The organism is Staphylococcus carnosus (genome assembly GCF_900458435.1).
Lineage (GTDB): Bacteria > Bacillota > Bacilli > Staphylococcales > Staphylococcaceae > Staphylococcus > Staphylococcus carnosus.
The window spans coordinates 2,524,247-2,550,036 of sequence record NZ_UHCT01000001.1; the positions used below are offsets into that span (position 1 = coordinate 2,524,247).

General features: G+C 34.6%; 27 protein-coding genes and 1 riboswitch. Of the genes, 16 read left to right on the plus strand and 11 right to left on the minus strand.

Going from position 1 to position 25,790, the window contains the following annotated elements:
• Positions 1-154: 154 nt before the first annotated feature.
• Positions 155-256, minus strand: a riboswitch (purine riboswitch).
• A 239-nt stretch (positions 257-495) separates the two neighbouring features.
• The 5 genes from DYE31_RS12355 to DYE31_RS12370 all read left to right on the plus strand — a co-directional run bounded on the left by DYE31_RS12355 (position 496) and on the right by DYE31_RS12370 (position 4,428).
• Positions 496-876 (plus strand): general stress protein, encoded by a 381-nt coding sequence (locus DYE31_RS12355; RefSeq protein WP_012664076.1) that lies wholly within the window; start codon positions 496-498, stop codon positions 874-876.
• A gap of 107 nt (positions 877-983) precedes the next feature.
• On the plus strand, positions 984-1,256 hold the full coding sequence (locus DYE31_RS13005; protein WP_012664075.1) for a hypothetical protein: 273 nt from the start codon (positions 984-986) through the stop codon (positions 1,254-1,256).
• An 81-nt stretch (positions 1,257-1,337) separates the two neighbouring features.
• On the plus strand, positions 1,338-1,649 hold the full coding sequence (locus DYE31_RS13010; protein WP_012664074.1) for a hypothetical protein: 312 nt from the start codon (positions 1,338-1,340) through the stop codon (positions 1,647-1,649).
• A gap of 117 nt (positions 1,650-1,766) precedes the next feature.
• Positions 1,767-2,738: a prolipoprotein diacylglyceryl transferase gene (locus tag DYE31_RS12365; protein WP_012664073.1), complete on the plus strand. Its 972-nt coding sequence runs from the start codon at positions 1,767-1,769 to the stop codon at positions 2,736-2,738.
• 364 nt (positions 2,739-3,102) lie between these two features.
• Positions 3,103-4,428 carry an L-cystine transporter gene (locus DYE31_RS12370; protein ID WP_012664072.1) on the plus strand — a complete coding sequence of 442 codons (1,326 nt, stop codon included), beginning with the start codon at positions 3,103-3,105 and terminating at the stop codon, positions 4,426-4,428.
• A gap of 109 nt (positions 4,429-4,537) precedes the next feature.
• On the opposite strand, the gene nfsA is transcribed toward DYE31_RS12370, so the two are convergent.
• Positions 4,538-5,293: an oxygen-insensitive NADPH nitroreductase gene (gene nfsA, locus DYE31_RS12375; RefSeq protein ID WP_012664071.1), complete on the minus strand. Its 756-nt coding sequence runs from the start codon at positions 5,291-5,293 to the stop codon at positions 4,538-4,540.
• Positions 5,294-5,452: 159 nt separating this feature from the next.
• Between nfsA and DYE31_RS12380 the strand changes: the two genes are divergently transcribed.
• The 6 genes from DYE31_RS12380 to DYE31_RS12405 all read left to right on the plus strand — a co-directional run bounded on the left by DYE31_RS12380 (position 5,453) and on the right by DYE31_RS12405 (position 10,648).
• Entirely contained in the window at positions 5,453-6,232 is a 780-nt protein-coding gene (locus tag DYE31_RS12380) for a 2-keto-4-pentenoate hydratase (protein ID WP_012664070.1), read from the plus strand.
• Positions 6,233-6,637: 405 nt separating this feature from the next.
• Positions 6,638-7,207, plus strand: a complete 570-nt coding sequence (gene ahpC / locus DYE31_RS12385; RefSeq protein ID WP_012664069.1) for an alkyl hydroperoxide reductase subunit C — start codon at positions 6,638-6,640, stop codon at positions 7,205-7,207.
• Between the two features lie 16 nt (positions 7,208-7,223).
• Positions 7,224-8,747: an alkyl hydroperoxide reductase subunit F gene (gene ahpF / locus DYE31_RS12390; protein WP_012664068.1), complete on the plus strand. Its 1,524-nt coding sequence runs from the start codon at positions 7,224-7,226 to the stop codon at positions 8,745-8,747.
• Between the two features lie 142 nt (positions 8,748-8,889).
• A complete protein-coding gene (locus DYE31_RS12395; protein WP_041612926.1) occupies positions 8,890-9,216 on the plus strand; it encodes a hypothetical protein in 327 nt (108 codons plus the stop codon).
• A 105-nt stretch (positions 9,217-9,321) separates the two neighbouring features.
• The gene (locus tag DYE31_RS12400) at positions 9,322-9,951 is read left to right on the plus strand and encodes a phosphatase PAP2 family protein (RefSeq protein WP_012664066.1); all 630 of its coding nucleotides are present in this window, start codon (positions 9,322-9,324) and stop codon (positions 9,949-9,951) included.
• A 73-nt stretch (positions 9,952-10,024) separates the two neighbouring features.
• Positions 10,025-10,648, plus strand: a complete 624-nt coding sequence (locus tag DYE31_RS12405; protein WP_012664065.1) for an NDxxF motif lipoprotein — start codon at positions 10,025-10,027, stop codon at positions 10,646-10,648.
• 52 nt (positions 10,649-10,700) lie between these two features.
• On the opposite strand, the gene DYE31_RS12410 is transcribed toward DYE31_RS12405, so the two are convergent.
• Positions 10,701-11,141: a carboxymuconolactone decarboxylase family protein gene (locus DYE31_RS12410; protein WP_012664064.1), complete on the minus strand. Its 441-nt coding sequence runs from the start codon at positions 11,139-11,141 to the stop codon at positions 10,701-10,703.
• A gap of 274 nt (positions 11,142-11,415) precedes the next feature.
• Between DYE31_RS12410 and DYE31_RS12415 the strand changes: the two genes are divergently transcribed.
• On the plus strand, positions 11,416-12,582 hold the full coding sequence (locus DYE31_RS12415) for an ArgE/DapE family deacylase (RefSeq protein ID WP_012664063.1): 1,167 nt from the start codon (positions 11,416-11,418) through the stop codon (positions 12,580-12,582).
• Positions 12,583-12,629: 47 nt separating this feature from the next.
• On the opposite strand, the gene DYE31_RS12420 is transcribed toward DYE31_RS12415, so the two are convergent.
• The 8 genes from DYE31_RS12420 to DYE31_RS12455 all read right to left on the minus strand — a co-directional run bounded on the left by DYE31_RS12420 (position 12,630) and on the right by DYE31_RS12455 (position 17,946).
• On the minus strand, positions 12,630-13,223 hold the full coding sequence (locus DYE31_RS12420) for a histidine phosphatase family protein (RefSeq protein WP_012664062.1): 594 nt from the start codon (positions 13,221-13,223) through the stop codon (positions 12,630-12,632).
• Between the two features lie 231 nt (positions 13,224-13,454).
• On the minus strand, positions 13,455-14,048 hold the full coding sequence (locus tag DYE31_RS12425; RefSeq protein ID WP_012664061.1) for a hypothetical protein: 594 nt from the start codon (positions 14,046-14,048) through the stop codon (positions 13,455-13,457).
• A gap of 460 nt (positions 14,049-14,508) precedes the next feature.
• A complete protein-coding gene (locus DYE31_RS12430) occupies positions 14,509-14,832 on the minus strand; it encodes an antibiotic biosynthesis monooxygenase (protein WP_012664060.1) in 324 nt (107 codons plus the stop codon).
• Between the two features lie 286 nt (positions 14,833-15,118).
• Complete coding sequence (locus DYE31_RS12435; protein ID WP_012664059.1) at positions 15,119-15,337, minus strand: hypothetical protein; 219 nt, start codon at positions 15,335-15,337, stop codon at positions 15,119-15,121.
• Between the two features lie 295 nt (positions 15,338-15,632).
• Positions 15,633-15,875 carry a 30S ribosomal protein S18 gene (gene rpsR / locus DYE31_RS12440; RefSeq protein ID WP_012664058.1) on the minus strand — a complete coding sequence of 81 codons (243 nt, stop codon included), beginning with the start codon at positions 15,873-15,875 and terminating at the stop codon, positions 15,633-15,635.
• Positions 15,876-15,931: 56 nt separating this feature from the next.
• Positions 15,932-16,453, minus strand: coding sequence for a single-stranded DNA-binding protein (ssb, locus tag DYE31_RS12445; protein ID WP_012664057.1), 522 nt, complete (start codon positions 16,451-16,453; stop codon positions 15,932-15,934).
• 21 nt (positions 16,454-16,474) lie between these two features.
• Positions 16,475-16,771 (minus strand): 30S ribosomal protein S6, encoded by a 297-nt coding sequence (rpsF, locus tag DYE31_RS12450; protein ID WP_012664056.1) that lies wholly within the window; start codon positions 16,769-16,771, stop codon positions 16,475-16,477.
• Positions 16,772-16,911: 140 nt separating this feature from the next.
• Positions 16,912-17,946 (minus strand): thermonuclease family protein, encoded by a 1,035-nt coding sequence (locus DYE31_RS12455; protein ID WP_012664055.1) that lies wholly within the window; start codon positions 17,944-17,946, stop codon positions 16,912-16,914.
• Between the two features lie 157 nt (positions 17,947-18,103).
• Here DYE31_RS12455 and DYE31_RS12460 point away from each other — a divergent pair, with 157 nt between their 5' ends.
• From DYE31_RS12460 to DYE31_RS12475, 4 genes are all read left to right on the plus strand, one after another.
• On the plus strand, positions 18,104-18,361 hold the full coding sequence (locus DYE31_RS12460; protein ID WP_012664054.1) for an AbrB/MazE/SpoVT family DNA-binding domain-containing protein: 258 nt from the start codon (positions 18,104-18,106) through the stop codon (positions 18,359-18,361).
• On the plus strand, positions 18,355-18,705 hold the full coding sequence (locus DYE31_RS12465; protein WP_012664053.1) for a type II toxin-antitoxin system PemK/MazF family toxin: 351 nt from the start codon (positions 18,355-18,357) through the stop codon (positions 18,703-18,705). The genes DYE31_RS12460 and DYE31_RS12465 overlap by 7 nt, the downstream gene beginning before the upstream one ends.
• A gap of 240 nt (positions 18,706-18,945) precedes the next feature.
• Positions 18,946-19,950 (plus strand): ornithine carbamoyltransferase, encoded by a 1,005-nt coding sequence (gene argF, locus DYE31_RS12470; RefSeq protein WP_012664052.1) that lies wholly within the window; start codon positions 18,946-18,948, stop codon positions 19,948-19,950.
• Positions 19,951-20,151: 201 nt separating this feature from the next.
• The gene (locus DYE31_RS12475) at positions 20,152-20,919 is read left to right on the plus strand and encodes an SDR family NAD(P)-dependent oxidoreductase (protein WP_012664051.1); all 768 of its coding nucleotides are present in this window, start codon (positions 20,152-20,154) and stop codon (positions 20,917-20,919) included.
• A 213-nt stretch (positions 20,920-21,132) separates the two neighbouring features.
• Here DYE31_RS12475 and DYE31_RS12480 read toward each other — a convergent pair whose 3' ends face one another.
• Positions 21,133-25,428 carry an Ig-like domain-containing protein gene (locus DYE31_RS12480; protein ID WP_041612925.1) on the minus strand — a complete coding sequence of 1,432 codons (4,296 nt, stop codon included), beginning with the start codon at positions 25,426-25,428 and terminating at the stop codon, positions 21,133-21,135.
• Positions 25,429-25,790 lie beyond the last annotated feature (362 nt).

The following is a 25,790-nucleotide window of genomic DNA, read 5'->3' on the forward strand; positions in this document are numbered from 1 at the left end:
TATGATGATTTGAGAAGCTATAGTGTCCCACTTCGCAAATAGTAATGCATTTCATGTTTTGTAGCGATAGAGATGTCCCATTTCCCCAAATAGTCCTTACATATCTATCAATAATCTACATGCATTTCCCGCATTATCGGAAGCACCATTGTGTTGTATTGTTTAAGTGACTCATAGTCATGTCGTTAAGGCGACATGGTAGAAACTTCTAAAGCCTAATCCTCTAGATTATATGAGTTAGTTAAATTATTTACTGATAATACCACATTTTAAGGCTATTTTTCAATATTCAACAAAGAGATATTATTATTTTCTAAGAATTCTATTTTTACCGAAAACAAAAACTGATATTTTTAAATTTTTCTGAATTTTCACTTCTGTTTTTCTTGAAAATGACACTTCTTAGCCGTAACATGATAAATGAACCGTTTACATTACTAAAGTGTAGGGTATATTGATTTATATTAGTATTAATTATGGAGGGGGAGCTTTACTATGGCAGATATTCTTATTCTTACATCACAAGATGAGATTTTCGACGCATTAAAACGCAAGTTAGATGAGGGTTACACAAAAGACGAGCTATCGGTTATCAGCAAAAACAAATTGCACATTGACAGCGTTGAAAGTACAGATATGAAAGTACAATCAACAAGCGGTACATTCAGTGACCGAGTAGCCCGCCTCCTTACTGGAGAAGATGGAGAAGAAGCCGTACTTGCACACTATGATTTAACTGAAACAGAAAGAAAAGTGTGCAAACGTGAAATCTTAAATGGCAACATCATTATTTTAGCTGGTAAACATCCTCACAGCAGAAAAGAATTCAAAAAAGAATTTGATGAAAAGAAACCTGAAAAAGAGTACGAAATTTAATCCATAATAAGGGTATGAAATCGGCAGTTTGACTGTCGATTTTTTTATTTCTAAAGTGCTTTTTGCACTATGCTATAATGATAAGAAAAGTACGGGAGGGGCATCTTATGGAATTCAAACTAATTAAAAAAACATCTGATCCATTATACGAAGCTGCATTGAACTTATATGACAATTATCAATTTGGGAATGTGATGCAGCAGCATCATGTTTTCAAGCAATCACTTGAAAATAAGAGAACTAAAAATGATTATGTCTTCTTAGTCGGTTTAGATAATGATAAAGTTGTAAGTTTAGCAACTGCTCATTATGAAGCCACAACAAACGCAGCATTTATTATTTATCTAGTAGCAGTAGATACACCTGAACGCGAACAATAATTAACTGATACTCTAGCTCAAGTACAAAATGAATTAGATCATTTAGCAGAACGCGTACATAATCGCGAAGTAAACTTCTTTATGATGGAAGCCTTACCGTTACCGGAATCTACTGAAGAAAAAGATGCCGACTTACTTTTCAAACGACACCGTTTCTTAAATGATCACGGCTTTGAAGAGCAAACAGAAATCGATTATAAACGTCCTGGGCTAGATAAAGAAATGCCGCCTATTCCATTAAATTTATTTTTGCATGCACGTATCCCACTGACTAAAGACATTTACGCAACAAGTGTCAAATCTTGTTATATCTTAAAATATGTTTTCGCAAACCATCTTTCCCGAAAAAGAGTATATCCTTTATTAGAAGAAATGGACCTTCGAAAATCATAAGACCGCTTGAAATATTGTGATAATCACGGTAAACTAACATAGAGGTTAGACTGACGTTTGTGTGACGGAAGACAGACGTCTTACTAAAACAATATAAAGCGAAAGGATACAGATCAGATGCTAACTAAAGAATTTGCCCAACGCGTCGATTTGAGCGAAAAACAAGTACGTAAAATTGTTCAACACTTAGAAGAACGTGGATATCATTTAAATAAAACAGAATATCGCGGCCGTGAAGCGACTGACTTCCAAGAAGAAGATATTGAACTGTTTAAAGAAATTGCTGATAAAGTTAAAAAAACAAACAGCTATGAACTGGCTTTTGAAGAATTAGAAAAAGAAAATGACTTCTTACAAATTGTTGTAAAAGAAGACAACGAAAAACTTCCAAGCGACCAAAACTTCGCAAAGATTTTAAATGACTTGCATAATGACATTTCAAAAATGCGCGAAGAACGTCAAATGCTTGGTCAAATGATTTCTCAAGTTCATCAGCAGCAAAAAGACTTGCAAACATTGCAACAACAAATGACTGATAAACTAGATCAACATGCCGAAACATTAAAAGCAATTGAAACAGCACAACAAGAACATGCAAAAGCAGTTGCTGATAACACAAAAGCTGTAGAATCTAACACAGCTAAAGTACTTGCCCAACCGCAAGAATCTAAAAAAGAAGAGCAGAAAGCACCTTCTGCTACAGTTGAGAAAACTGAACCTGCTAAGACAGTAAATTCAGATGACAAACAAAATTCTACAGCTGACTTTAAAGGAGCTGCTGTTTCAGCTCAACCTGAGAAAAAAGAAGAAAACAAATCAGCTACTGCTCAATCAGAAGCTAAACCTGAAGCATCAGCAACAGCTTCTTCTAATAAAGAAGAGTCATCTAGCACGGAAAATAAAACATCTTCTGACAAACCAGAGCAAAAAGAACAAAAAAGTGTCCCTGCAGCAGAAATGCAAGAAACACCAGAAACAACTACACCTGAACCAGAAATTCCTGTTGATGCTCCAAGAAATGAACATCAACCAACTGCCCAACATAAACAAGAGAAGAAAGGCTTCTTCGCACGTTTATTCGGAATGTAATTAAAAATTATCAAACATCGATTCTGTTATTAGGATCGATGTTTTTTTATATACAGCCGCCTTCCCTTTTCAAAACCGCCATTGACCCCTACTGATAAATACGATATATTTACTAAGGATTTAAATAGTATTAACAATTTTGTAATAATAGATACTTAATCATTAGTAATTCTTTGCAATTCGTGACGTCCGTAATTAGTCAAAGGATATAAGTTTTACCTACATAACTACTATTTAAAATTCGCAATTGTACTTCTTACAAATTTTATATCACATTATTTTAAGAAAGGAAGTTTCGATTCGTTTGGGTTTCATCATACTTAACATCATTGTATTTTTACTTCTAATTATAGGTTTATTTTTTATGGCGAAAAAACATGTCGCGTTCTCTAAACGCGTTTTTGCCGCATTAGGTATCGGGATTGTGTCGGGTACCATTTTACACCTTGCTTATGGTTCTGATTCTAAAATCATTACAACAACAACCGACTGGTTCAGCATTGTCGGAGATGGTTATGTTGCTTTACTGCAAATGATTGTCATGCCTTTGATTTTCATCAGTATTGTCGCTGCTTTCACTAAAATTCAATTAGGTGAAAAATTTGCGAAAATCGGTTTCTTTATTTTCGTATTCTTAATCGGCACCGTTGCTGTAGCTGCGATTATAGGTATTATTTCAGCACTAGTATTCGGTCTAGATGCTTCATCAATTGATTTAGGAAGTGCAGAACATGCTCGTGGAACAGAAATTTCACAAAAAGCGAAAGAAATGACTGCAAGTACCTTACCTCAGCAAATTTTAGAACTGTTACCTTCAAATCCATTCTTAGATTTCACAGGTCAACGTACAACTTCTACAATCGCTGTTGTTATCTTTGCAACATTTATCGGATTCGCTTATTTACGTGTTGCACGCAAACAACCTGATAACGGTCATATTATTAAACGTGCAATCGAAGCTGTTTATGCTGTTATTATGTCAGTCGTTACATTCGTTTTACGCCTAACACCTTATGGTATCTTAGCGATTATGGCGTCTACAATTGCGACAAGTGATTTCGGCGCAATCTGGACTTTAGGGAAATTCGTCCTAGCTTCTTATGCCGCATTAATTACAATGTTTATCATTCACTTGATTATCGTTGGATTACTCGGTTTGAATCCTTGGCGTTATTTAAGAAAAACAGCAGAAGTACTTATTTTTGCTTTCACTTCACGTTCAAGTGCAGGTGCATTGCCATTAAACGTACAAACTCAAAAATCACGTTTAGGTGTACCAGAAGGAATCGCAAACTTATCCGCTTCATTCGGTCTTTCAATCGGCCAAAATGGTTGTGCTGGTATCTACCCTGCAATGCTTGCAGTCATGGTTGCACCCGTTGCCCATGTTCAAGTTGACTTCCAATTTATCATTACATTAGTTGCAGTCGTTGTGATCTGTTCATTTGGTGTAGCAGGTGTTGGCGGCGGTGCCACATTCGCAGCAATTTTAGTACTATCAACATTGAACTTGCCAGTCGCACTTGCGGGTGTCTTAATTTCAGTAGAACCGCTCATTGATATGGGACGTACCGCGTTGAATGTAAATGATTCAATGTTAGCCGGTACAGGTACCGCAAAACTTACAAACAACCTTGACAAAGAAAAATTCAATTCAAACCAATACGGTGATTTAAGCACAGATTACTAATATCGATAACCTAAAGCACTGACATGAGTTTCTATCTCATTGTCAGTGCTTTTTTAATAAAAAAAGAGCAAGGTTCTCATAAAGAGAATCCCTGCCCATTTAATACGGCTTATCTTTCAATAAAGCCTGATTTATGCAATTCATCCAACATATCTGCACGTTGTTTTGAACTTAAGAAACCAGCAATTTGTTGAGACCAAGTTTCACTGCGTTTTCCGCCAGTACGTTTTTTGTAATATTCACTGACTTCATCATCAAATTCTTTCAAGTATGCTAACTCTTCAGCTTTATCTTGATTGTATTCATTTTCATGGAAGACACTTTCAAATGGTAAACGTGGTTTTGGCGCACCGTTTTCATCATCCGCTGGCACACCCACTGCCATACCGAATAATGGGAAAGTATATTCAGGTAATTTCAAGAGTTCTTTCACACGTGCTACATCGTTTCTCATTGAACCTAAATAAACAATACCTAAACCTAAGCTTTCAGCAGCTACTGCGACATTTTGTGCAAGTAAAGCTACATCGATTGTACCAACTAGCAATCCTTCAGCAGATTGGAATGATTTTTCCATATCACCATCAATTTGTTCATTAATTAGTTCATGGCGATGATAATCCATTACAAATATAAATAAGTAACCATTTTCTTCTACATAAGCTTGGCCAGAAACTTCACGCAGTGCTTTTTTAATTTCAGGATCTGTAATACCGATAACTGAATATGTTTGTAAATAACTTGAAGTTGAAGCACTTTGTCCTGCTTGCACAAGTTGTTTTACCGTTTCTTTACTTAAAGGTTCTTGTTTAAATTTTCTTACTGAATGATGTCGATTCATTAATTGTTCTACTACATCTGACATAATCCTGTTCCCTCCAATTATTAGCTTTAAATAAGTAAAGTTATAATACTGTTTCCTATTCTACAACCTCTTTAATCAAATATGAAAATAAACGCTTTGAAAGTTTGTCCAATTAAAGTTATCCTAATAATATAAATATTCGGAAAAAGGAGTGTTTTTATGACGCAATACAAAAAAGAAATTATCAATACATTGTTTAAAGCACAACAAAACCATGAACCCGTAGAATTTATTTCCAAAACTTATGAAGTTGAAGAACCTGTCGCCTACCATATCCAAGACGAACTCATTTCAGAATTAAAAAAAGCAAACAATAGTGAAGTAGCTGGTTATAAAGTAAGCATGACGAGTGACGAAACTCAAGCCTATGCAGATACAGATGAACCAGCATACGGCACTATTTTATCTGATAAAGTTGTGGAATCAGGTGATACTGTTTCATTCTCTCAACTCTTCGCTCCATTAATCGAACCAGAATTGGTTTTCATTTTGACAGAAGATTTAACAGTAGATGCTTCAGATGAAGAAATCTTGAAAAGTATAAAAGTCGCACCAGGTATCGAAATACCAGATGCACGTTATATCGACTGGTTCCCTAACTTTACTTTAGGTGACTTAATTTCAGATAACACTGCTTCTGGATTAGTAGCAGTTGGTGAAGCAGCGGATCCTGTATCTTACAAGGACTTTGAAAAAATTACTTTGAAGCTTTCTCATAATGACGAAGAGATTGCGACAGGTGTTTCTTCAGATGTCTTAGATAACCCTATCGAATCTTTAAAATGGTTAATCCGTAAACTAGATACACAAGGTAAACAACTTCACAAAGGAGAAATTGTATCATCTGGAACATTCGTACCCCCTGTTCCAGCAAAAGAAGGTACTTACAAAGCAGAGTATAGCTATCCAGGTGCTATCCAAGTCACATTTAAACCTTAAAACAATCAGATAGATAAAATCGATATACTAAAGCATGCCTATTTGCACATACCTATATGTGTAATGGGTATAATGATAATGGAATAGGATTGCGATTAATAATCACTATTCTTTATTGAGAAAATCAAAAGCTAATTGATATTACGTGAAATTTGTAAAACGCATTCGAATCTATTTCTGTCAATTATACGTGAGCAGTCCTAAAACCTTTGAAAATCAAGAGATTTGACCTGAAAAACAAGGTTCAGCTAAATTGAGTTTCTTATATTGACTATTTATAACGTAAATGTGATAATAGGTTTCGAAGAGATTAGAATTATTATAATTAAATAATTAGGATAATGTAGATGTTCTAATTAATTTCTAATCTAAAATAACTACTTATATTCTAGGAGGATGTATTTTATGTCATTGATTAACAAAGAAATTTTACCATTCACAGCAGACGCATATAACCCTAAAGAAGATGAATTTATCGAAGTTTCAGACGAAACATTACGTGGTGCTTGGAACGTAATCGTATTCTATCCAGCTGACTTCTCATTCGTTTGTCCAACTGAATTAGAAGACGTTCAAAACCAATATGATGAATTACAAAAATTAGGCGTGAATGTTTACTCAGTATCTACTGATACTCATTTCGTACACAAAGCTTGGCATGACCATTCAGATGCAATCAGCAAATTGCAATATACAATGATTGGTGATCCTTCTCAAACAATCACTCGTAACTTTGACGTATTAGATGAAGAAAAAGGCTTAGCTCAACGTGGTACTTTCATCGTTGACCCAGACGGCGTAGTACAAGCTGCTGAAATCAACGCTGACGGAATCGGCCGTGACGCAAGCACATTAGTGCACAAAATCAAAGCTGCACAATATGTACGTCAACACCCAGGCGAAGTTTGCCCTGCTAAATGGGAAGAAGGCGGAGAAACTTTAGAACCAGGTCTTGACTTAGTAGGTAAAATTTAAGGAGGCATTCATTTAAATGCTGAAAAAAGAGTTAAAATCACAATTATCCCAACTTCTTAAATTAATGGAAGGCGACGTGGTTTTAACAGCGAGCTATGATGACAGCGAAAAATCTAAAGAGTTGAAAGACCTGTTAGATGAAATTGCTGATATGTCATCTCATATCACTGTTAAAGAGGATACACTTGAACGTACTCCAAGTTTTAGTGTAGACCGCCCTGATGAGCGCACTGGTGTAGTTTTTGCCGGTGTGCCGTTAGGTCATGAATTCAACTCACTTGTTCTAGCTTTATTACAAGTTAGCGGACGCCCTCCTAAAGAAGAGCAAAGTGTTATCGATCAAATCAAAGCTTTAGATAAACCACTTCATTTCGAAACATTTATCAGCTTAAGCTGTCATAAATGTCCTGATGTGGTTCAAGCTTTAAATTTAATGAGTGTACTGAACCCGAATATTTCACACACAATGATTGATGGCGCAGTATTCAAAGAAGAATCTAAAGATATCATGGCAGTACCGGCTGTTTTCTTAAATGGTGAAGAATTCGGCAATGGACGCATGAGCATTTCTGACATCCTTAATATGTTAGGAAGCAAAGCTGATCCAGCTGAATATGATAATAAAGAACCTTTTGATGTATTAGTCATCGGAGGCGGCCCTGCTAGTGGTACAGCAGCAATTTACACTGCACGTAAAGGTTTACGTACAGGTATTGTTGCAGATCGTATCGGCGGTCAAGTGAACGAAACTGCAGATATCGAAAACTTTATTACTGTTAAAGAAACAACAGGACCGGAATTCTCATCTGCTTTAGAACAACACATTAATGAATATGATATTGATGTGATGGATGGAATGCGTGCGACTAACATCGAAAAAACAGAAGACGGCATCGTTGTTACATTAGATAACGATGCAAAACTGAAAAGTAAAACAGTGATTATTTCAACTGGTGCACGTTTTAAAAACCTTGATATTCCTGGGGAAGATGAACTGCGAAACAAAGGTGTCGCATATTGTCCTCACTGTGACGGACCTTTATTTGAAGGTAAAGATGTTGCAGTAGTCGGAGGCGGCAACTCTGGTGCTGAAGCAGCAATCGACTTAGCAGGTATTGTAAAACACGTGACACTTGTAGAATATAAAGACTTTTTACGCGCTGATGAAATTTTACAAGAACGTTTGCAAGAATTACCAAACGTAACAATCTTGAAAAATGCACAGTCTTCAGAAATTGTTGGCGATGATCACGTAACCGGCCTTAAATACACAGATAATAAAACTGGCGAAAAACATCAAATCGATGTAGAAGGTGTATTCGTACAAATCGGTTTATTACCGAATACAGAATGGTTAGAAGGTGCCATTGATACGAATGACGGCGGCGAGATTATTGTAGACCGCAAACAATCAACAAGTATGCCAGGTGTATTCGCTGCAGGCGATGTTACAGACGATCGCTTCAAACAAATTATTATTGCAATGGGTTCAGGTGCAGATGCTGCATTGAATGCATTCGATTATATTATCCGTAACTAATCTCTCCCTATCATTTTGATTACTACGGAAAAGATGAAACGGGATCCTAAACAATTAGGATTCCGTTCTTTTTTTGCATTTTAAATGTGTTAAAATAGTTATATTATATTATCTTATAGCAAAAGGAGCTTGAAACTTTGTCATGCTTTTACTACTTGTTTCCATTGTTCATATCACTCAAGTTTCCAAATCCTCTGCAAATACGCGTAATCTTTTTATTGGATTTCGCAGCCATCGCACCTATCAAAATATCAGCTGGAATGACATTCAACACTACTACCAATCACTTGAATTAAAATACTTCAAGCGTCTTTTATATATCAGCATTTTGTTCGCATTGATAGACATCATTACGTTGCTGAAGTACCATACTGCTTGGTTAATCCTTGCAGAATTATGTATTTACTTCATTACACTTATTTTGTTATCCAAAAAAGTAGAACATTATATCGCACAAAAAGGAAAGTAGTTGTAATCCTATCGAAAGAGGGAGAGTTCGTTCCAAAGTAGGATGGCAGCAGGTATTTAATCCGCTATAATTTAAGTTATTAAATTAGAAAGTCAGGTTTTTAATATGTCAGCAATCCACAGAAAATATATTGCCTCTACTTTAATTATCTTAATAGCTTTAATGGTGCTCGTGAAATCGAACCTGATTCTTTTCATAGATGAGCCGGTATATCGCTTAGTGAGATTGCTTCGCAATATCCCATTTGCCAATACCTTCTTGTCCTATTACTCAGATATTTTTTCACCTTGGCATATGGTTGGTGTAATGGTTGTTATTTTAACGATTCTCTTATTCAAAAATCGTCGTCTCGCTTATATTACATCTATTTGGGCAACTTCCACATTATTGCTCGGCATTGGTCTGAAATATTTTATCCACCGTCCAAGACCAGTAGATTATATTTCAGGTTATAGTTTCCCTAGCTTGCATACATTGACAATAGCTGTAGCCGGCGTTGTCTTTTTAATGCTGTTCCGACGATTTTATTGGCATATTCTTGTTTATTTAATGGTTTTCATCATGATGATTTCACGCATCTATTTACATGCACATTATTTTTCAGATACTATCGCCAGTATTGTATTTGAAGTACTTTGTTTACAAGTAGCACACCATTATTTAGCGAAATATCAATTAGATATACCATTCACAACTTACTTAAGCCATCCACGGCAGAAGCGACTGGATATTTAACACCTTATTAAAATATAAGCTATAATATAATGGTAGATTAGAGAGAGTAGATATTTAAAGGAGTTTCAGTCTCATGAAATTAAAGCAGTTTATCAGTGTTGCCTTGGTTTTAGTCCTAACTGTAGTACTAAGCGCTTGCGGACAAAATCAAGACGAGCAACAAAGTCACAATGGAAAATATGCACCTAAAAATGCCACACCCCTTTCAAAAATACAAATTTTTAAATCAGATGAGAAAAATAAAAAACTCACTGAAAAAGAAATGGATGCGCATTTAAAAGCATATTTGAAAGCCAACAATGATATTATTGATAATAAATACGTATTACAACATCGTTTAGATGATCAATATGACGGCAATCAAAAAGTTTCTAAAAAACTAGATTCTGATTTGCGAGATCTCGCAAATATTGCAACAAAGAATCAAATGAATTTCGACAGCTTTATCAAAGATAACGAAGTACCTGCAAAAGAAAAAGAAGATATCACACGTATCAGCAAATATTTTAAAGCCGTTAACCACAAAGCAGCACAAGCAGATCAACAACTCGAAGCTTTAAGTTACAGTCCTAACAATACAGTGAATGTTGTAGATGTTCCAACTAACTATGCCGGTGACGTTAATCACAAACAACAAAAGAAAATTAAAGCTTTCTTAAAAACACATCACTTAGATACTAAACCAATTGATAAATAATAAAATAAGACCCGCTTCACACCAAAATTCAGTGAAGTGGGTCTTTCGTTATTTATACATTATGTTGATTGCCCATTGAAATAGAAAGGCGATTCCACATATTAATTTGATTGATAGTTAAAACTAAACCTGTATATTCTTCTTCAGAAAATTCTTCTCTTACACTTTCATATAATGCATCTGGCACACCAGCAGAAGCAATTAATGTAATGGCCTCTGTCAGTTCTAAAGCAAGCTTATCTTTTTTCGAATAGATATTTGTATCTTCCCATGCGTTTAAAAGGAAAATTTCTTCTTCACTAACACCCAGTTTTCTCGCATCACTTGTGTGCATCGCGAGACAATAAGCACAACCATTAATTTGTGAAGCACGAATTTTGATTAATTCACGTAAACGTCTATCTACATTTGCTTTCTTCAATTGTTTTTCCATTTGATACATTAATTCAATTTCTTCAGGTGCTACCTCATTATAAGCAATACGGTTATCCATTCAGAATACCTCCAATTTATGTTTTCCAGTTATTATTTACCCGCTGTATTTACTTTAAATACAAAACAAACTTTAAAACTTCTCGCATCCACTAAAGTTCGTGTTTTAAAAGAGGGGTTTTATCCACTTTTAAAGTTCGTAATTTATATTATTATGTCATCTAAAAATTTAAACATTAAATACTTTGCATATCGAAAAAGTGATTTGTTTGAATTATTAAATTCTGACTAATACTATTATAGATAAGTAAAAAAAGTATAAGGGGTTGTTGATAATGGGAAAATTAAGTTCTGAAGAAAAAGTTGAAATATTAGCAGACTTAGTAGGTATTGAATCTGTAAATGATAACGAATTGGATGTAGCAAACTACTTACATGACTTATTCCAAAAACATCATATAGATTCTAAAATCATAAAACTTACTGATACACGCGCTAATTTGGTAGCTGAAATAGGAAGTGGCAGTCCAGTTCTAGCCGTTTCAGGGCATATGGACGTTGTATCTCCTGGAGATTCTTCAAAATGGCAGACTCCGCCTTTCAAATTAACTGAAGATAGCGAAGGGCATTTACATGGGCGCGGTGCTTCAGATATGAAATCAGGTCTTGCTGCGTTTGTAATCAGTATGATCGAACTCCATGAACAAGGATTGCCTAAACACGGTACAGTTCGTTTATTAGCAACAGCTGGTGAAGAAATTGAAGGACACGGCGCAAAAGCTTTTTATAAAGACGGCTATATGAATGATGTAGATGCGCTTGTTATCGCAGAACCTTCTAAAGATAAAATTATATATGCACACAAAGGTTCCATGGATATTCGTGTCACTTCAAATGGTAAATCTGTTCATAGCTCTATGCCGAGTCTAGGCTATAATGCAATTAATCCTCTCGTTGATTTTGTTAATCGTATTAATCAAGCTTATAATTCAATCACAGAAAGCAACGATTTATTAGGAGATTCAGTTGTCAGCGCAACAATCATCAATGGCGGTTCTCAAGTCAATTCAATTCCGGATTATGCAGAAGCTGAATTCAATGTGAGAACGATTCCTGAAGCAGACAACGATAGTTATCAAAAACTTTTTGAACAAATTGCTAAAAATGTAAAAGTGGATGCACCAGACAGCTATTTAAATATCGACACTTATATGTCTCGCCCTCCTGTCTTCACTAAAGGTGATAACCGCTTAGTTGATATTGCCCAATCATTAAGTAAAAAATACTTAGGCAAAGAAGTTCCGAAAAAAGCTTCACCTGGAGTAACCGATGCTTCTGACTTAGTAGTAGATAAAGGAGAAGATTTCCCGTTCATCATGTTCGGACCTGGCGAAACAAGCCAAGCACATGTCATTGATGAATATGTAGATAAAAAAGATTATTTAAACTTTATAGATTTATTTGAAGACTTATTAGTAGAATACCTAGATGAAAATGAATAACATTACAAAAGGCAGGCTTACCTTTAGCTGGTAAACCTGCCTTTCCTTTAATAGATGTCATGTTCTGTATTCACTAATATTGGTGTAGTATTTGCAATTTTTTTATTGAACAGTTCTTCTTCTGTTATGACACCTGAATAATATAAGCAACAACGAATCCAAATGATATGTGCAACAATAACAACTACACTGTCTTTTTTATCAAATATTTCTTTAAAAAATTGATCTACCCTAGCTAACACATCATTATAATTGTCGCCTCCAGGCGCACGTTGTGTAAAGCTATGCCGAAAATCAGACATGAGCGGATTCTCAAAATAAGGTCGATACTCAGGGTTTTGTATTAACTCTTTTTGTGAATGTCCCTCAAATTTTCCTAGTGAACGTTCTCTTAACAATGCTGTAATAGTAACAGGAATAGTGTTATCAAAACCATTTTCATAGGTCTGTACAGTCCTCTTTAAATCTGAAACATAAATATGGTCAATAGGAATATCTGAAAAGTATTCTTTCAATTTTTTTGCTGACTTGATACCTGTTTCAGTCAAAGCAACATTTAGTTGACCGCAAAAGTAATCTTGCCCGTGTTTATTATCATAATTTGCTGTCGATTCTCCGTGTCGAATTAAATAAATCTCCAAGTTGTCTCACTCCAATTATTACTTACTTTCATGGCCAGTTACTTTACTGATATCTTTTTAAAGATAATAAAGTTATAGACACCACTAAATATTTTATTCAACAGTATGATAACACGGTTTTAATCAATATATTTATCTTTTTGTCCTTTTGTTATGTAATTTTAATATTCGTTAATTTTATAGAAAAAATTAAAAAGCCGAGCGTCATTGCGCTCAGCCTTATAAAACAAATTATAATAAATCCAACTTATTATTTTTCATCAAGATAAGTAAAAATTCACGTTCTACTTCAAGTAGATGTACATAGTCGTCCGACATAACCTCTTTACTCAATTCAATATTTTTCTCAGAAATAAAGTCGATTAATTTTTCGTTTTCTTCGTTATTGCCATATTCATCTTTTGCTTTTGACAACAATGAATCTTCACAAACTAAAATAAATGCACGCCCATATGTCATATCTACTTTGCCGCGTTGATAATAAGATTCCAAGAATTTTTTAGCTTCATCAAAGCTATCAGTATGTTCGAAAATACCGAATACCTGATCCGTTACTTTTTCAGAGATATTAGACAATCTTTCTTTTTCAGGAATATTATCAGGTTTCACTCTATCTTTTACGAGTTCTTTTTGTTTTTTAATTTCTTCTTCAATGAGTTCCAATTCCTTGGCACGCTCTTCTTTATTCCATTTATCACGATTGTCTTTATATTCTTGAAGTAAATCTTTAGCTTTGTGTAAATCGAAATGACTTTCGTCATGTTCACTTTGATCTAAATGGTCGTAATAATTTTGGTCATTTTTTTTAATATCTTCTTTGCTCATAATTTGAAACTCCTTTATATATCGAGTTTATTCAGTTGTCCAATGTATATGGATACATCTCAGAAAATGTATACCCTTAGAAAAACGCTATAAACGCGGACTGCAATATAATTGATAACCATCATCTAAATTAGACTGCTCAACACTTAAGTTCCCAAACTGTTTTTATAGCTGTTTTTATCAACACTTTGGAACATTAAACAATAAGTTAAGGAATTCTAACCAAATATTCCTATTATTCCTTTACGATAGAAGTAAGTTAAAACGAAGGAGGTTACTTATCATGATGGTAGCAGATATTATCGGCGGTATTATCAAGTTAATCGTGAGCTTAGTAGACACTTTCAAACCTAAAAACTAATAAATACTTAAATATGATTGTAAATACGCTCTCGCTATAGAGCATATTTTTTTGACTTGAAAATTAAAAGCAGCTGTTATGCACAACCGCTTCATCGTTCTACTGATTTACATAGTGATATCCAATCGAATATGTAAACACTTCATTATTTTGAATCGGACTCTTTTCATCTTGTGATTGATGACGGACGTTTTTATGTGCATTCTTAAATACATCTGACTTCAACCAATTTTTAAAGCAAGATTCCGCATCCCAAATAGTTAAAATTTTAACCTCATCATAATCATCTACGTCATTTGTTTTAGTGACGAACATTTCTTTAAATCCATCAATCGTTTCAATACCTTGGCGTTTATAGAAACGTTCCACAATTCCTTCTGCTGTACCTTTATCTAATTTCAATTTATTTTCTGCCATGAACATGATAACTGATTCTCCTTTACCTTTCTTTGATTTCCAACTTATTCTTGCTGCATTACTACATCTCCTCTAACTAAAAAGATATTTATCAAATATGCAGCTTAAGACTTTGATAATAAATTACCACTAATGATAATTATTCTCAATTGTATTTTTAATTATTAACTATTTTTAAGAATTACATTTGAATATAAATTTCAAGTTTTGAGAATACTTGTCTAGAAGATACTTCTATACTTTAATTTTTAGGCAAAATAAAAACACCCACTTACAAAGTGAGTGCTTCCAATTACTTCCCGTGTTCATTAACGAACTTCTTACCTTCATCAGTAACTTTCCAAGAATCTATTTCTCCGTCTATATAATCAATATCAACATATCCTTCATGACTTAATGTAATGATGTCATCTTTCAATTCTTCAAGTTGTTTCTGTGATGTTGTTTCACCGTCATCTTCCGTAGGTCGTAAAAACATTTTCAACAACTCATATCTTCTTTCATCATTCATTCTTCTTCATCTCCTCGATAAATGATATCTAAAGTTACATTTTAATCGATCCAATACTAAGATAGTTGAGAGTCAGTTATCCTATTAATAGTAGATTTACCATTATGTAAAGTTGGTCAAACATGAAAGGGTCTGTATATTTTTAATTTGCAATATAAAGCAATTAAGAAGTTCATATTTTCATATAGAAAAGCACAGACATTTTAAGTTATCATTTTTCTAGCTTTTTAAATATTTTAGACATAAAGAAACCCCGTAGAGCCTATGCCTACGGGGATTATCTATAAGTTCTATCTTAGTTTTCTTCTTTAACATATGGTAATAAAGCCATATGACGAGCACGTTTGATAGCTGTAGTCAACATACGCTGATATTTAGCTGAAGTGCCAGTTACACGACGTGGTAAAATTTTACCGCGTTCTGAGATAAAACGTTTTAATAAGTCTGTATCTTTATAGTCGATGTGTGTAATACCGTTTGCTGTGAAATAGCAAACTTTTTTACGACGACGTCCGCCTCTTCTTGGTCCACCTGCCATGGTTAACTGCCTCCTTTAATTGAGTTTTTCAAATTTCTACGTTCATTACACGTTTATTAGAATGGTAAATCATCATCACTGATATCAATCGGTCCGTTTGCATTTGCAAATGGATTATCAGATTGTCCAGATTTTGATGAATTTTGGTTTTGATAAGATGACGTATTTTGACCTTGTTGTTGTCCACCGTAACTTTGACCGTAATCTTGGAATTGATTGCCTCCTCCAGATTGTTGGCCGCCATGACGTTGGTTTTGTGATTTAGGTTCAAGGAATTGGACACTGTCACACACAACTTCTGTCACAAAAATACGACGTCCTTCTTGGTTTTCGTAACTGCGTGATTGCAAGCGACCGTCAACGCCAGCAAGACTACCTTTAAACAAATAATTGTTTACATTCTCTGCTTGTTTTCTAAAAACAACACAGTTAATGAAGTCTGCTTCACGTTCCCCTTGCGCATTCGTAAACGTACGATTAACCGCTAGGGTAAAAGTCGCTACACTTACGCCTGAGGGTGTCGTTCTGTATTCAGGATCTCGAGTTAAACGTCCTACCAATACAACTCTGTTAAGCATTTAAACGCCCCCATTCTGTTTTTACTTGTCTTCATCTTCGCGGATTACAATGTAACGAATGATATCGTCATTGATTTTAGCTAAACGTTGGAATTCGTCTGTAGCTTCACTGTTTTCAGTGTTGATACGTACAATGTAGTAGTAACCTTCTTTGAAATCTTCAATTTCGTAAGCAAGGCGACGTTTGCCCCAATCTTTCTCTTCGATGATTTCAGCACCGTCGTTTGTTAAAATACCGTTGAAACGTTCAACTAATGCTTTTCTCGCTTCGTCTTCAATGTTCGGACGAACAACGTACATAATTTCATATGTTCTCATTTTATATTTGCACCTCCTTGTGGTCTATGCGGCTTACTATCAGATGTAGCAAGCAAGGAATAATTTTCATTACTCACAGTCAAGAATTATAGCACACGCAATTACTTTTTACAATCATTTTCATAACACTTTTCATTTTATTAGTTGATTTCACAAGCATAACCATCTTTATCTCGATCCATTTTTGCTTGGTAAGCTGGATGCCCTTGCGGAACTCCTCCCGGGTGCACTTGTCTTAAAGCAGTACAATTCGGATAACTTTCACTTGCCGTACCGCTCGTGCTTTGGCTTGTTCCTCCTGAAGAAGGAACACTCCCCTCAGACTGACCTTGCGTTTGTTGCGGTGTTTGTGTTTCTTTAGGGGTACTTGATTGAGTTTCCGTATCAGCAGGTACTTCACCACTCCAAATATTCAAGTGTTCTTCTTGAGCTAAACGCTGACTTTCTTTTAACTGATCCAAATACGTAATGTTTGGTGGATAAATATATGCTACTTTAGCCAATCCTTGACGAACAAGTGCATCATTAACCATCTTGCCATCTGCATAAACATACGCTAAATAACGTCCATATTTATCAGTCTTTCCACCCTTATCAAATTCAACTTCGATTTTCGAAGCATTTTCCAACATGTTTTTCGTATAAGCTGAAGCTTCTTTACCATATGGTTGAACACCTTTTGTAGGGTGTTTTGTTTCAGGTGTATCAATTAGCAATAAACGGAAAACAGCTTCTTTTCCATCATACATTAACCGTACTGTATCTCCATCAACTGCTCTCGCGTATGTTGCTTCTTCTTTCACTAAACCATTAGCTTCTTTTTCAGTTTCTGATTTAGTTTCTGGTTTTTCCTTGTCTTTCTTATTCGATGTATCTTCAGTTTCAGATTTTTTTGTTGGAGCAGCTTTAAATTCTTTTTCTTTATTATTCTCAGCATCTGAATCTTTTTCAGGTGCTTTCTTTGCCTTCTCTTTAGTTTGGTGTGCTGTTTTTTGTTCATGCTTTGAAGATTCATCATCTTCACCGCCCAAACCAGTTAGGAGAATGCCTAGAAAAAGGCTCGCAACTAAAGTAATCGCCGCAGATTTTTTCGGTTTTCCTTTAATTGCTAAATAAATTAGACGAATTAAAAATATAAAAAATACTATAAAACATATACCGCCTAGAAATTGCATTATGTATTACACCTCTGTCATTTGTTTATTTATATCTATATTATACTATAATTTTAATAAATTTAACGGCGTTTTTTAGTTCACCTGACATAGATAGTTTAAATTCACAACTCTGCTTCCTATTAAGTTAAAATATGTATACAAAGAGGTGTTTATTATGACTGAAAATCGAGCATATATTTTTAAAAGCGGACAAGATCATGCTGTTACTTTATCCGAATCAGTAATAAAATCTTTAAATTTAAAACCCGGTGATGTATTAGTACAAGAAATTGTTGATGGCCAAATCATCCTAAAAAAGGAAAACCATCAAAGTTTTTCGGAAGAATGGAATCAATTCTTTGAACAAGGCGGCAATTATGATGATTACGAAACACACCAATGGGGCGAAGCATCGGAGCGTGAAAAATGGTAGAGCAATACAAAATTATTGATGTGAATTTAGATCCGATACTTGGTCGTGAAAAAGGAAAATATCGACCATGTGTTGTTTTAAGCCGTACGAGTTTCAATGATAAAACAAGTTTAGTATGGGTTTCTCCCATCACAAGCCGACCGGTTAAATATCCTACTGATGTTGCACTGAAAACAATGGAACATCATATCAAAGGCACAATAGATGTAGGGCAAATCAGAACTTTAGATTTGAGTACACGTCATTATCGTGTGGTAGATAGTGTTTCGCATGAAGTAATGCATAAAATTGATGATATCATCACAAATATATTGAAAATCGAATCTCCTCAAAGACACTTGTAACAACAAGCTGGTTCCATATAGTTTCATTTCAGTAAGATGATTATTTCCATTATTTAACAAAGGAAAAGAGGGTATATGTACACTGTGTACTTTAAAACTAAATATTAAAAATATATATTCTTCGTTAAATTGTTGCAGAAGTGTGAAAGTTTTGTAGACGAACATGTTTTAAATTGGTTTTTAAATTGTAAGCGCTTATAATAAAGGTGAAATCAATCACAAAGAGGAGTTGTATGTATAATGCAAAACTTAAGAAACAGAAATTTCCTAACATTATTAGATTTTTCACAGAAAGAAGTTGAATTTTTACTCAACCTTTCAGAAGACTTGAAAAGAGCGAAATACGCAGGTATTGAGCAGCCGACGATGAAAGGAAAAAACATTGCCTTAATTTTTGAAAAAGACTCAACTCGTACTCGTTGCGCATTTGAAGTTGCCGCTTACGACCAAGGTGCTCACGTTACTTACCTTGGACCTACAGGCAGCCAAATGGGCAAAAAAGAAACAGCAGCAGATACAGCACGCGTTTTAGGCGGCATGTATGACGGTATCGAATACCGCGGATTCTCTCAACGTACTGTTGAAACATTGGCGAAAGAATCAGGCGTTCCAGTATGGAACGGTTTAACAGATGAAGATCACCCTACGCAAGTATTGGCTGACTTCTTGACTGCTAAAGAAACATTGAAAAAACCTTATCACGAAATCAACTTCACATATGTTGGAGACGGACGCAACAACGTTGCGAACGCATTAATGGCAGGTGCTGCAATTATGGGTATGCGTTTCCACCTTGTATGTCCGAAAGAATTGAATCCGACAGACGAATTATTGAGCCGTTGTAGAGAATTGGCTGAAGAAAACGGCGGCGAAATCTTAGTGACAGATGATATCGATAAAGGTGTGAAAGGTTCAGACGTACTTTACACAGACGTTTGGGTATCTATGGGCGAACCTGACGATGTCTGGAAAGAACGTATCGAATTATTGAAACCTTACCAAGTTAACCAAGAAATGATCGAAAAAACAGGCAATCCACGTGTCATCTTCGAACACTGCTTGCCATCATTCCACAACACTGATACTAAAATCGGTAAAGAAATTTATGACAAATACGGCTTGAAAGAAATGGAAGTTACAGACGAAGTCTTCGAAGGCAAACACTCTGTCGTATTCCAAGAAGCTGAAAACCGTATGCACACTATCAAAGCAGTAATGGTCGCTACTTTAGGCGATATTGGATAAATTTTATTAAAATTAGCATTATAATGTCATATTAAAAAACGTCCTTCATAGCCAGATACTTAAAGGGTTAAAGCTATGAAGGGCGTATTTATTTTTCTATTGAATGTAATTTATATTAATATCTAGACAAACAAATGTTTTGCGCAATTATTTGTAAATATTGTATCATCTCTTTATTCACTCTAAGGAGGTTTATCAATTATGAAATATACATTAATTACAGGGGCTAGTTCTGGAATCGGTTATGAAACGGCTTTAAAATTTGCCGAACGAGAAAATAATCTCATACTTGTTGCACGCAACGAAGACAATTTACAAGCATTGAGAGCGAAAATTCAATCGCAACACCCTAAATTAGATGTAGTTATTAAATCAGTAGATTTATCAGAACCCAAAAAAGTACATCAACTTTATGAAGAACTCAATGATTATGAGCTTCAAACTCTTATTAATAACGCTGGCTTCGGAGATTTCAACCAAATCAGTGATCAAGATTTTGATAAAACAGAAAAAATGATACGTTTAAATGTTGAAGCATTGACAATTCTCACATCCCTATTTGTCAGAGATTATGAAAATGTCGAAGGTACCCAAGTTATCAACCTCTCTTCAGTTGCTGGTTATGAAATTTTCCCAGTTTCATTAACTTATACAGCCACTAAATATTATGTCTCTGCTTATACAGAAGGATTAAATGTATTGTTGAAAAACAAAGATGCCAAAATGCGTGCTAAAGTATTAGCTCCTGCACCTACAGACACTAAATTCATGCAGCGCTCTTTGGATAAAGATAACTTTGAATATCAAGGTAATGTCGAAAATTATAATACACCTGAGGAAATGGCTTCTTATTTATTAGAACTATATGACAGCGACAAAACTATCGGTCTAGTGAATGCTGAAACATTAAAATTAGAATTAAAAGATCAATTCTACCCTATTAATAATCTATCAGGAGACTATGATTAAAAATATCTATAGCTTTTTATTTAAATTTTAGTGTGCTTCAAACACGATCTGATTTTTCAATGAAGCAACTATCAATCATAATTGAATCTTTTATTAATTATTAGTGCAAATTAAAACAACATAATGTAATTCAGAAAAGACGAACATTCCAAACAAATAAAAAAGCATGCTCAATACATTTTTAAATGCAAACTTGAGCATGTTTTTTCTATTCTAATATTCGTCTTTTCTACGATTAGTTGCAATTCCTAATAATACGAGACCAGAAATCAATACTAACCCTTTTAGAGGACTAATGTCATCCTTATTTGAAATACCTGTCATTGGTAATTTTGATTGAACGACGTCTTCTTTTTTCGGTTTGTAAATAGAATAATTGTTCTCTATAGTATTTGAAATGTGTAATTGATTATTTTTAATTTTTTCATTGGCGATAAACGGCTTCGAATTAACTGAAGTATTATTCAACTTTTCTTTTACCTCGCCAATTTTTGAGCCAAAAATATTGCTTTTCGTACTTGGATGTTTCTCTTTCAAAACAGTTTCTTCAGTATGAACAGGGTTAGAAGTAACCGTTATAATCTCAGGCTCATCTATCACTATTTCTTCACGTGGTAGTGGTTGTATTGTATGTGTTACTTCTTTTTTGTATTTATAAGATTTTTCCACTTTCTCAACTTGAACCTGTTGATTATTTGTATTCACTGGAAGGTTCTTACTGCCTGCTTTAGTACCCACTCTATTAACAGTTGCGCCGTTACTTTCATGACTTTCTTCGTCTTTTGTTTGATCTGTTGGTACCTCTAGAGCTTTATCTTCACTTTCTGGTAAAGGTGCTACCACTTTGTCTGATTCTTCTTTTTCAGTCTCTTCAATATCGCAATCATCTGTAGATTCTTCTGTTTTTGTATCATTAAACTCATAATCTAAATTGCTATTTTTTATTGCCTCAGCATTTCCCTTACCATCAATCAATCCCCAAGTATCTTCTTCTATTTCATCACTCTCATTTGGTTCTTCTACTGCTTCTGGTGTTTTTTCAGCATTATCCGGTATTGGAGTAATAATATTTTCGACAATAGCTTCAGTGTTTAGAGATTGGTTGTCAGCTTTATCTGTAGCAGTAACTATTACGACCGTATCACCTTTCAATTGTGTGTGTTCATCCAATATATATTTCCACTGTCCTGCTGCATTTGTTTCAACAGTGACAATTCGATCGTTCAACTTAATTGTAATTTTCGAGTTTGGTTCTGCTGTTCCAGATAGTTCAGTATCGGTAGATTTTAACGGATTAACAGTAGGCGGCGCCGGTGGGATTGTATCTTTTACAATGATGCTTACTTTTTCCGATACATTTCCTGCTAAATCTTTAGCTGCTGCTTCAATAGTCGATCCATTACTTAATTTATCATTGGTTTCTAATTTCCAGTTACCATTATTGTCTGTTTCTACTTCAACTATAGTTCCTCCTGGCAAAGTAATAACAACGGTACTATTGGGCTCACTTGTCCCTTTAATTTCATTAGCGCCTGCTTCGATTTCATTGATATGCGGTGCCTCAGGACTAATACTATCTTCAACTTTTCCTATTACTTCATTACTTACAGAACCTAATTCTCCTATTGCTTTGATTAACGTAACATCGTTATGTTCTAAAATTAACCCTTCAGGAACATCAACTTTCCATTTTCTTTCTGTGTCTACCTCAACCATTGAAGAAATTTGATTTGGAAAAGTGACAATAATTGTACTTTCAAGCTGTCCTTCACCAGTTATTGTTGTAGCGCCTCTTTCAATGTGATTTACGATAGGTTCTATCACATAATATTTTTCAACTAAAGGTTGTAAAATACCTTCTAATTCAGCTTTTATTGCACCATTTACAAATTTTGTACCTTGTAAAACATGGAAAAGTTGTGTTCGATAATTTCTATTAGGATTGGCTTTAATTTCATCTGCTATTTTATCTACATCTGAAGTAATAGCTGTACTATATCTTCTGTTAGCATCAGCCTCTGTTTCATCATTTATAATAAAGCCTTTATCTGTAAGTGTGTATGTTACTGTTTCATTGCTAGCATATGGAAATACAAGATCCTGATTCGTTTCTTTTCGAACTACTTTTCGTCTTGCAGCAGGTTCTCGATGTCGTACTATAATTTTGTCGCCATAGTCTAAATTAAATTCTTGTACTTTGTATGGTAGGTTTTTACTGCCAACTAAAGATTCATCTAAAACGACTGTGCCATCTGCTTTTTCAATTTTTACATGTACATATTCGTCATTAAAATAGAAATGAGGCTGACCAGGATTTTCTACAAATTTAATTGTTTTCTTATCTGGATCATAATCTACAAAAGCAAATTCTCTATTGCTCAAACCTCTCAAAGATAATTGTTGTGTAACATTCGATTGCGTTCCTTCATACGTCGGGTAGTCTAAAGTCGCAGTATTATTACCCGCTTCTTTCACAATTAAATATTGGCTTCGAGGCAATGCATTCTCTAGTGATAGCGGTGCAGCAATTTGATAAACACCTGCTCTAATATGAGGGAAGACTGCCTTACCGTCTTTCACTGTCGCTTGTGCCACTTCTTTTCCATTTTCCAATAGGCTGACCTTCACATTTTCTGGCAAAGTTTGTCCATTTAAGTTCAAAGTAATTTCTGCATTTGAAAAAATAGATATATCTGCCAAATCAGACGATTTTACTAATTCATATTCAGTAGCAAGATTCAATTTCTGCTTAATACGCTCTAATTCTGCTTTATCTTGAATCAACATAGCAAGCGGATAAGCGAAACTATTATTGTAAGAAGCGAGCTTGTCTTTCAAAACTTGCGATAAATCGATATTATACAAATCAAAATATGCTGTACCGTTTACACCTTGATCCGCTAACCAGTATGTATTAATCCATTTTGGTACATCTTGAATAAATGGATTGTGCAATTTATCAGCAGCTGCTTCTTCCTCTCTAATGCCTTTCCACATCTCAGTAAATCCATCAATACCAGTGAGCCTTACCATTTTAGTCATAAAATCAAGACGTTCTCTATAACCGATATTACCGAATTTAAAAGTACCATTTGCATTGATAATGCGGTTATGAATATCACGTTGTGTGCTTTCTTGATGTCCTTCATATAACCAGCCATTATCTATTCCCATCACTGTTGTTTGATATTGGTTCGCTAAAATATTATTTTCAACTTCCATCAAATTCATGTCTTCATCATTAACCATAATGCCATCGTATCCATGACCTACCTCATGCAATGCAAGCCATCCTTTTACTAAATAGCCATACATTGAAGGATTGTTTGACCCCATTAAGTTAGAAGAGTAATAAGCTAAACCGAATCCATTTTTATCAGCAATCGTAAAATACTTTTGCGGCACATTATAGTGAACAGAGTTAATGTCATCATTCAATCCTACCCACTCATCATAATGCTTAATAATATCTTCGTAATAATTGATCATATCATCTATATTCTTATAACTGAGATTTGTAGGATTTACGCCGAATTGCTCAACTCTCGGTAAATCAATTTTCGGTATTAAAAATGCAATTTTGTCACCATCTACATAACCATATGGTGTATCACGTTTTTTCCAATCATCAAGAAAAGCTTGTTGATCGCCTTCTTTACGGAAAGTCGGTAATGTAATGCCTGCATCGTCTTCTACATAATATTCAACAATCGGATTATGATTTAATCCCACAGGTATTCGCAAGAATGCAGCACTATCTATACCAGTAGAAATTGAATTCCACGCACCATTTTTCGATACAGTTGCATTTTTAATTTGCTTACTGTCGTCTGTCATTAAATCTACACGCAAGTCTGCTTCATTACTTCCTTTTGCTTGGCGAATATAAAGTTTTTTATTTTGCGGAACGATTAAACCAAGGCTTTCGCGTGCTTGATTAATGCCCCGTTTTTCACCTGCTGTTTTCGCAACGGTTGAAGCTGGATATACCGTAACAGATTTACTATAAACTTGTTCTTTAATACCTTGAATAGATTCTATAGGTTTCGCTTTAGCTTCCGGTGATGGTGCATGATAATTGGGTTGTTGAATTTCATTTTGATTTGGGGTATTTGTAGTTTCTGATGTAGGTGCCTCAGGTTGTGCTTCTCGTGTCACTACATTGTTTTCAGGTGTAGTTTGGATTTCATTTTGAATAAGTGGTTGATCAGTTGCATTCGCTTTTGGCTGTTGGTTCTGCAATTGAGAATTTTCCGAGGTTTCAGGTTGATTGTTCTTAGATGCTTGGTCGATGTTTTCAGGTGTCGCAGTACTTGGTTGATTGACCTTTTCTATTTGAGGAGATGAAGCTGCTTCTGTTTCAGCTGCTTCAGCATGATTTGCAGGATTTGCGTAAATTAAAAAAGTTCCAAAGAGAACAGATGCAAGTCCTACGCTGAACTTCCTAATGCGGTATCGGTTCTTACTTTGTGGTTGAAAAACGTTATTCTTTTTTTGTTGTTTTGTCATATATTTCATCACTTCTCACGTTGTTATTTACTACTTTTATTTTAACATATTTTTATTTAAAATAGCAAATTTTTTTATATTCTGAATTTAATTTTAAATTAGATATCTCGATGAAATTTCCTGATGTATTACAACAAGTCAGACATTTAAAGATTGTATTCCAACAATTAAATAGAGTTGATTAAGTCTATATTATATTATTAAATTCATACTAAAAAGAGTTTGATTAGACCGCCCTCAGTCTAGTCAAACTCTTTTTAACATATATGAGTATTATTACTCACTTTTTGACACCTATTGTTTGTAACCTGTTTTTAAGGTGCTACCATTAACTATATAAAAATAAGTAGTATATTGATTAT

What these genes read in the sequence shown, in the direction of transcription:
- DYE31_RS12405 (WP_012664065.1), top strand. Translation starts at nt 10,025, where the DNA reads ATGAAATTAAAGCAGTTTATCAGTGTTGCCTTGGTTTTAGTCCTAACT.
- rpsR (WP_012664058.1), bottom strand. Translation starts at nt 15,875, where the DNA reads ATGGCAGGTGGACCAAGAAGAGGCGGACGTCGTCGTAAAAAAGTTTGC.
- argF (WP_012664052.1), top strand. Translation starts at nt 18,946, where the DNA reads ATGCAAAACTTAAGAAACAGAAATTTCCTAACATTATTAGATTTTTCA.
- DYE31_RS12425 (WP_012664061.1), bottom strand. Translation starts at nt 14,048, where the DNA reads ATGAGCAAAGAAGATATTAAAAAAAATGACCAAAATTATTACGACCAT.
- DYE31_RS12380 (WP_012664070.1), top strand. Translation starts at nt 5,453, where the DNA reads ATGACGCAATACAAAAAAGAAATTATCAATACATTGTTTAAAGCACAA.
- DYE31_RS12410 (WP_012664064.1), bottom strand. Translation starts at nt 11,141, where the DNA reads ATGGATAACCGTATTGCTTATAATGAGGTAGCACCTGAAGAAATTGAA.
- DYE31_RS12365 (WP_012664073.1), top strand. Translation starts at nt 1,767, where the DNA reads ATGCTAACTAAAGAATTTGCCCAACGCGTCGATTTGAGCGAAAAACAA.
- DYE31_RS12460 (WP_012664054.1), top strand. Translation starts at nt 18,104, where the DNA reads ATGACTGAAAATCGAGCATATATTTTTAAAAGCGGACAAGATCATGCT.
- DYE31_RS12455 (WP_012664055.1), bottom strand. Translation starts at nt 17,946, where the DNA reads ATGCAATTTCTAGGCGGTATATGTTTTATAGTATTTTTTATATTTTTA.
- DYE31_RS12355 (WP_012664076.1), top strand. Translation starts at nt 496, where the DNA reads ATGGCAGATATTCTTATTCTTACATCACAAGATGAGATTTTCGACGCA.
- ahpF (WP_012664068.1), top strand. Translation starts at nt 7,224, where the DNA reads ATGCTGAAAAAAGAGTTAAAATCACAATTATCCCAACTTCTTAAATTA.
- rpsF (WP_012664056.1), bottom strand. Translation starts at nt 16,771, where the DNA reads ATGAGAACATATGAAATTATGTACGTTGTTCGTCCGAACATTGAAGAC.
- DYE31_RS12370 (WP_012664072.1), top strand. Translation starts at nt 3,103, where the DNA reads ATGGCGAAAAAACATGTCGCGTTCTCTAAACGCGTTTTTGCCGCATTA.
- DYE31_RS12465 (WP_012664053.1), top strand. Translation starts at nt 18,355, where the DNA reads ATGGTAGAGCAATACAAAATTATTGATGTGAATTTAGATCCGATACTT.
- DYE31_RS12400 (WP_012664066.1), top strand. Translation starts at nt 9,322, where the DNA reads ATGTCAGCAATCCACAGAAAATATATTGCCTCTACTTTAATTATCTTA.
- ssb (WP_012664057.1), bottom strand. Translation starts at nt 16,453, where the DNA reads ATGCTTAACAGAGTTGTATTGGTAGGACGTTTAACTCGAGATCCTGAA.
- DYE31_RS12475 (WP_012664051.1), top strand. Translation starts at nt 20,152, where the DNA reads ATGAAATATACATTAATTACAGGGGCTAGTTCTGGAATCGGTTATGAA.
- DYE31_RS13010 (WP_012664074.1), top strand. Translation starts at nt 1,338, where the DNA reads ATGATGGAAGCCTTACCGTTACCGGAATCTACTGAAGAAAAAGATGCC.
- DYE31_RS12415 (WP_012664063.1), top strand. Translation starts at nt 11,416, where the DNA reads ATGGGAAAATTAAGTTCTGAAGAAAAAGTTGAAATATTAGCAGACTTA.
- nfsA (WP_012664071.1), bottom strand. Translation starts at nt 5,293, where the DNA reads ATGTCAGATGTAGTAGAACAATTAATGAATCGACATCATTCAGTAAGA.
- DYE31_RS13005 (WP_012664075.1), top strand. Translation starts at nt 984, where the DNA reads ATGGAATTCAAACTAATTAAAAAAACATCTGATCCATTATACGAAGCT.
- DYE31_RS12430 (WP_012664060.1), bottom strand. Translation starts at nt 14,832, where the DNA reads ATGTTCATGGCAGAAAATAAATTGAAATTAGATAAAGGTACAGCAGAA.
- DYE31_RS12395 (WP_041612926.1), top strand. Translation starts at nt 8,890, where the DNA reads ATGCTTTTACTACTTGTTTCCATTGTTCATATCACTCAAGTTTCCAAA.
- DYE31_RS12480 (WP_041612925.1), bottom strand. Translation starts at nt 25,428, where the DNA reads ATGACAAAACAACAAAAAAAGAATAACGTTTTTCAACCACAAAGTAAG.
- DYE31_RS12435 (WP_012664059.1), bottom strand. Translation starts at nt 15,337, where the DNA reads ATGAATGATGAAAGAAGATATGAGTTGTTGAAAATGTTTTTACGACCT.
- ahpC (WP_012664069.1), top strand. Translation starts at nt 6,638, where the DNA reads ATGTCATTGATTAACAAAGAAATTTTACCATTCACAGCAGACGCATAT.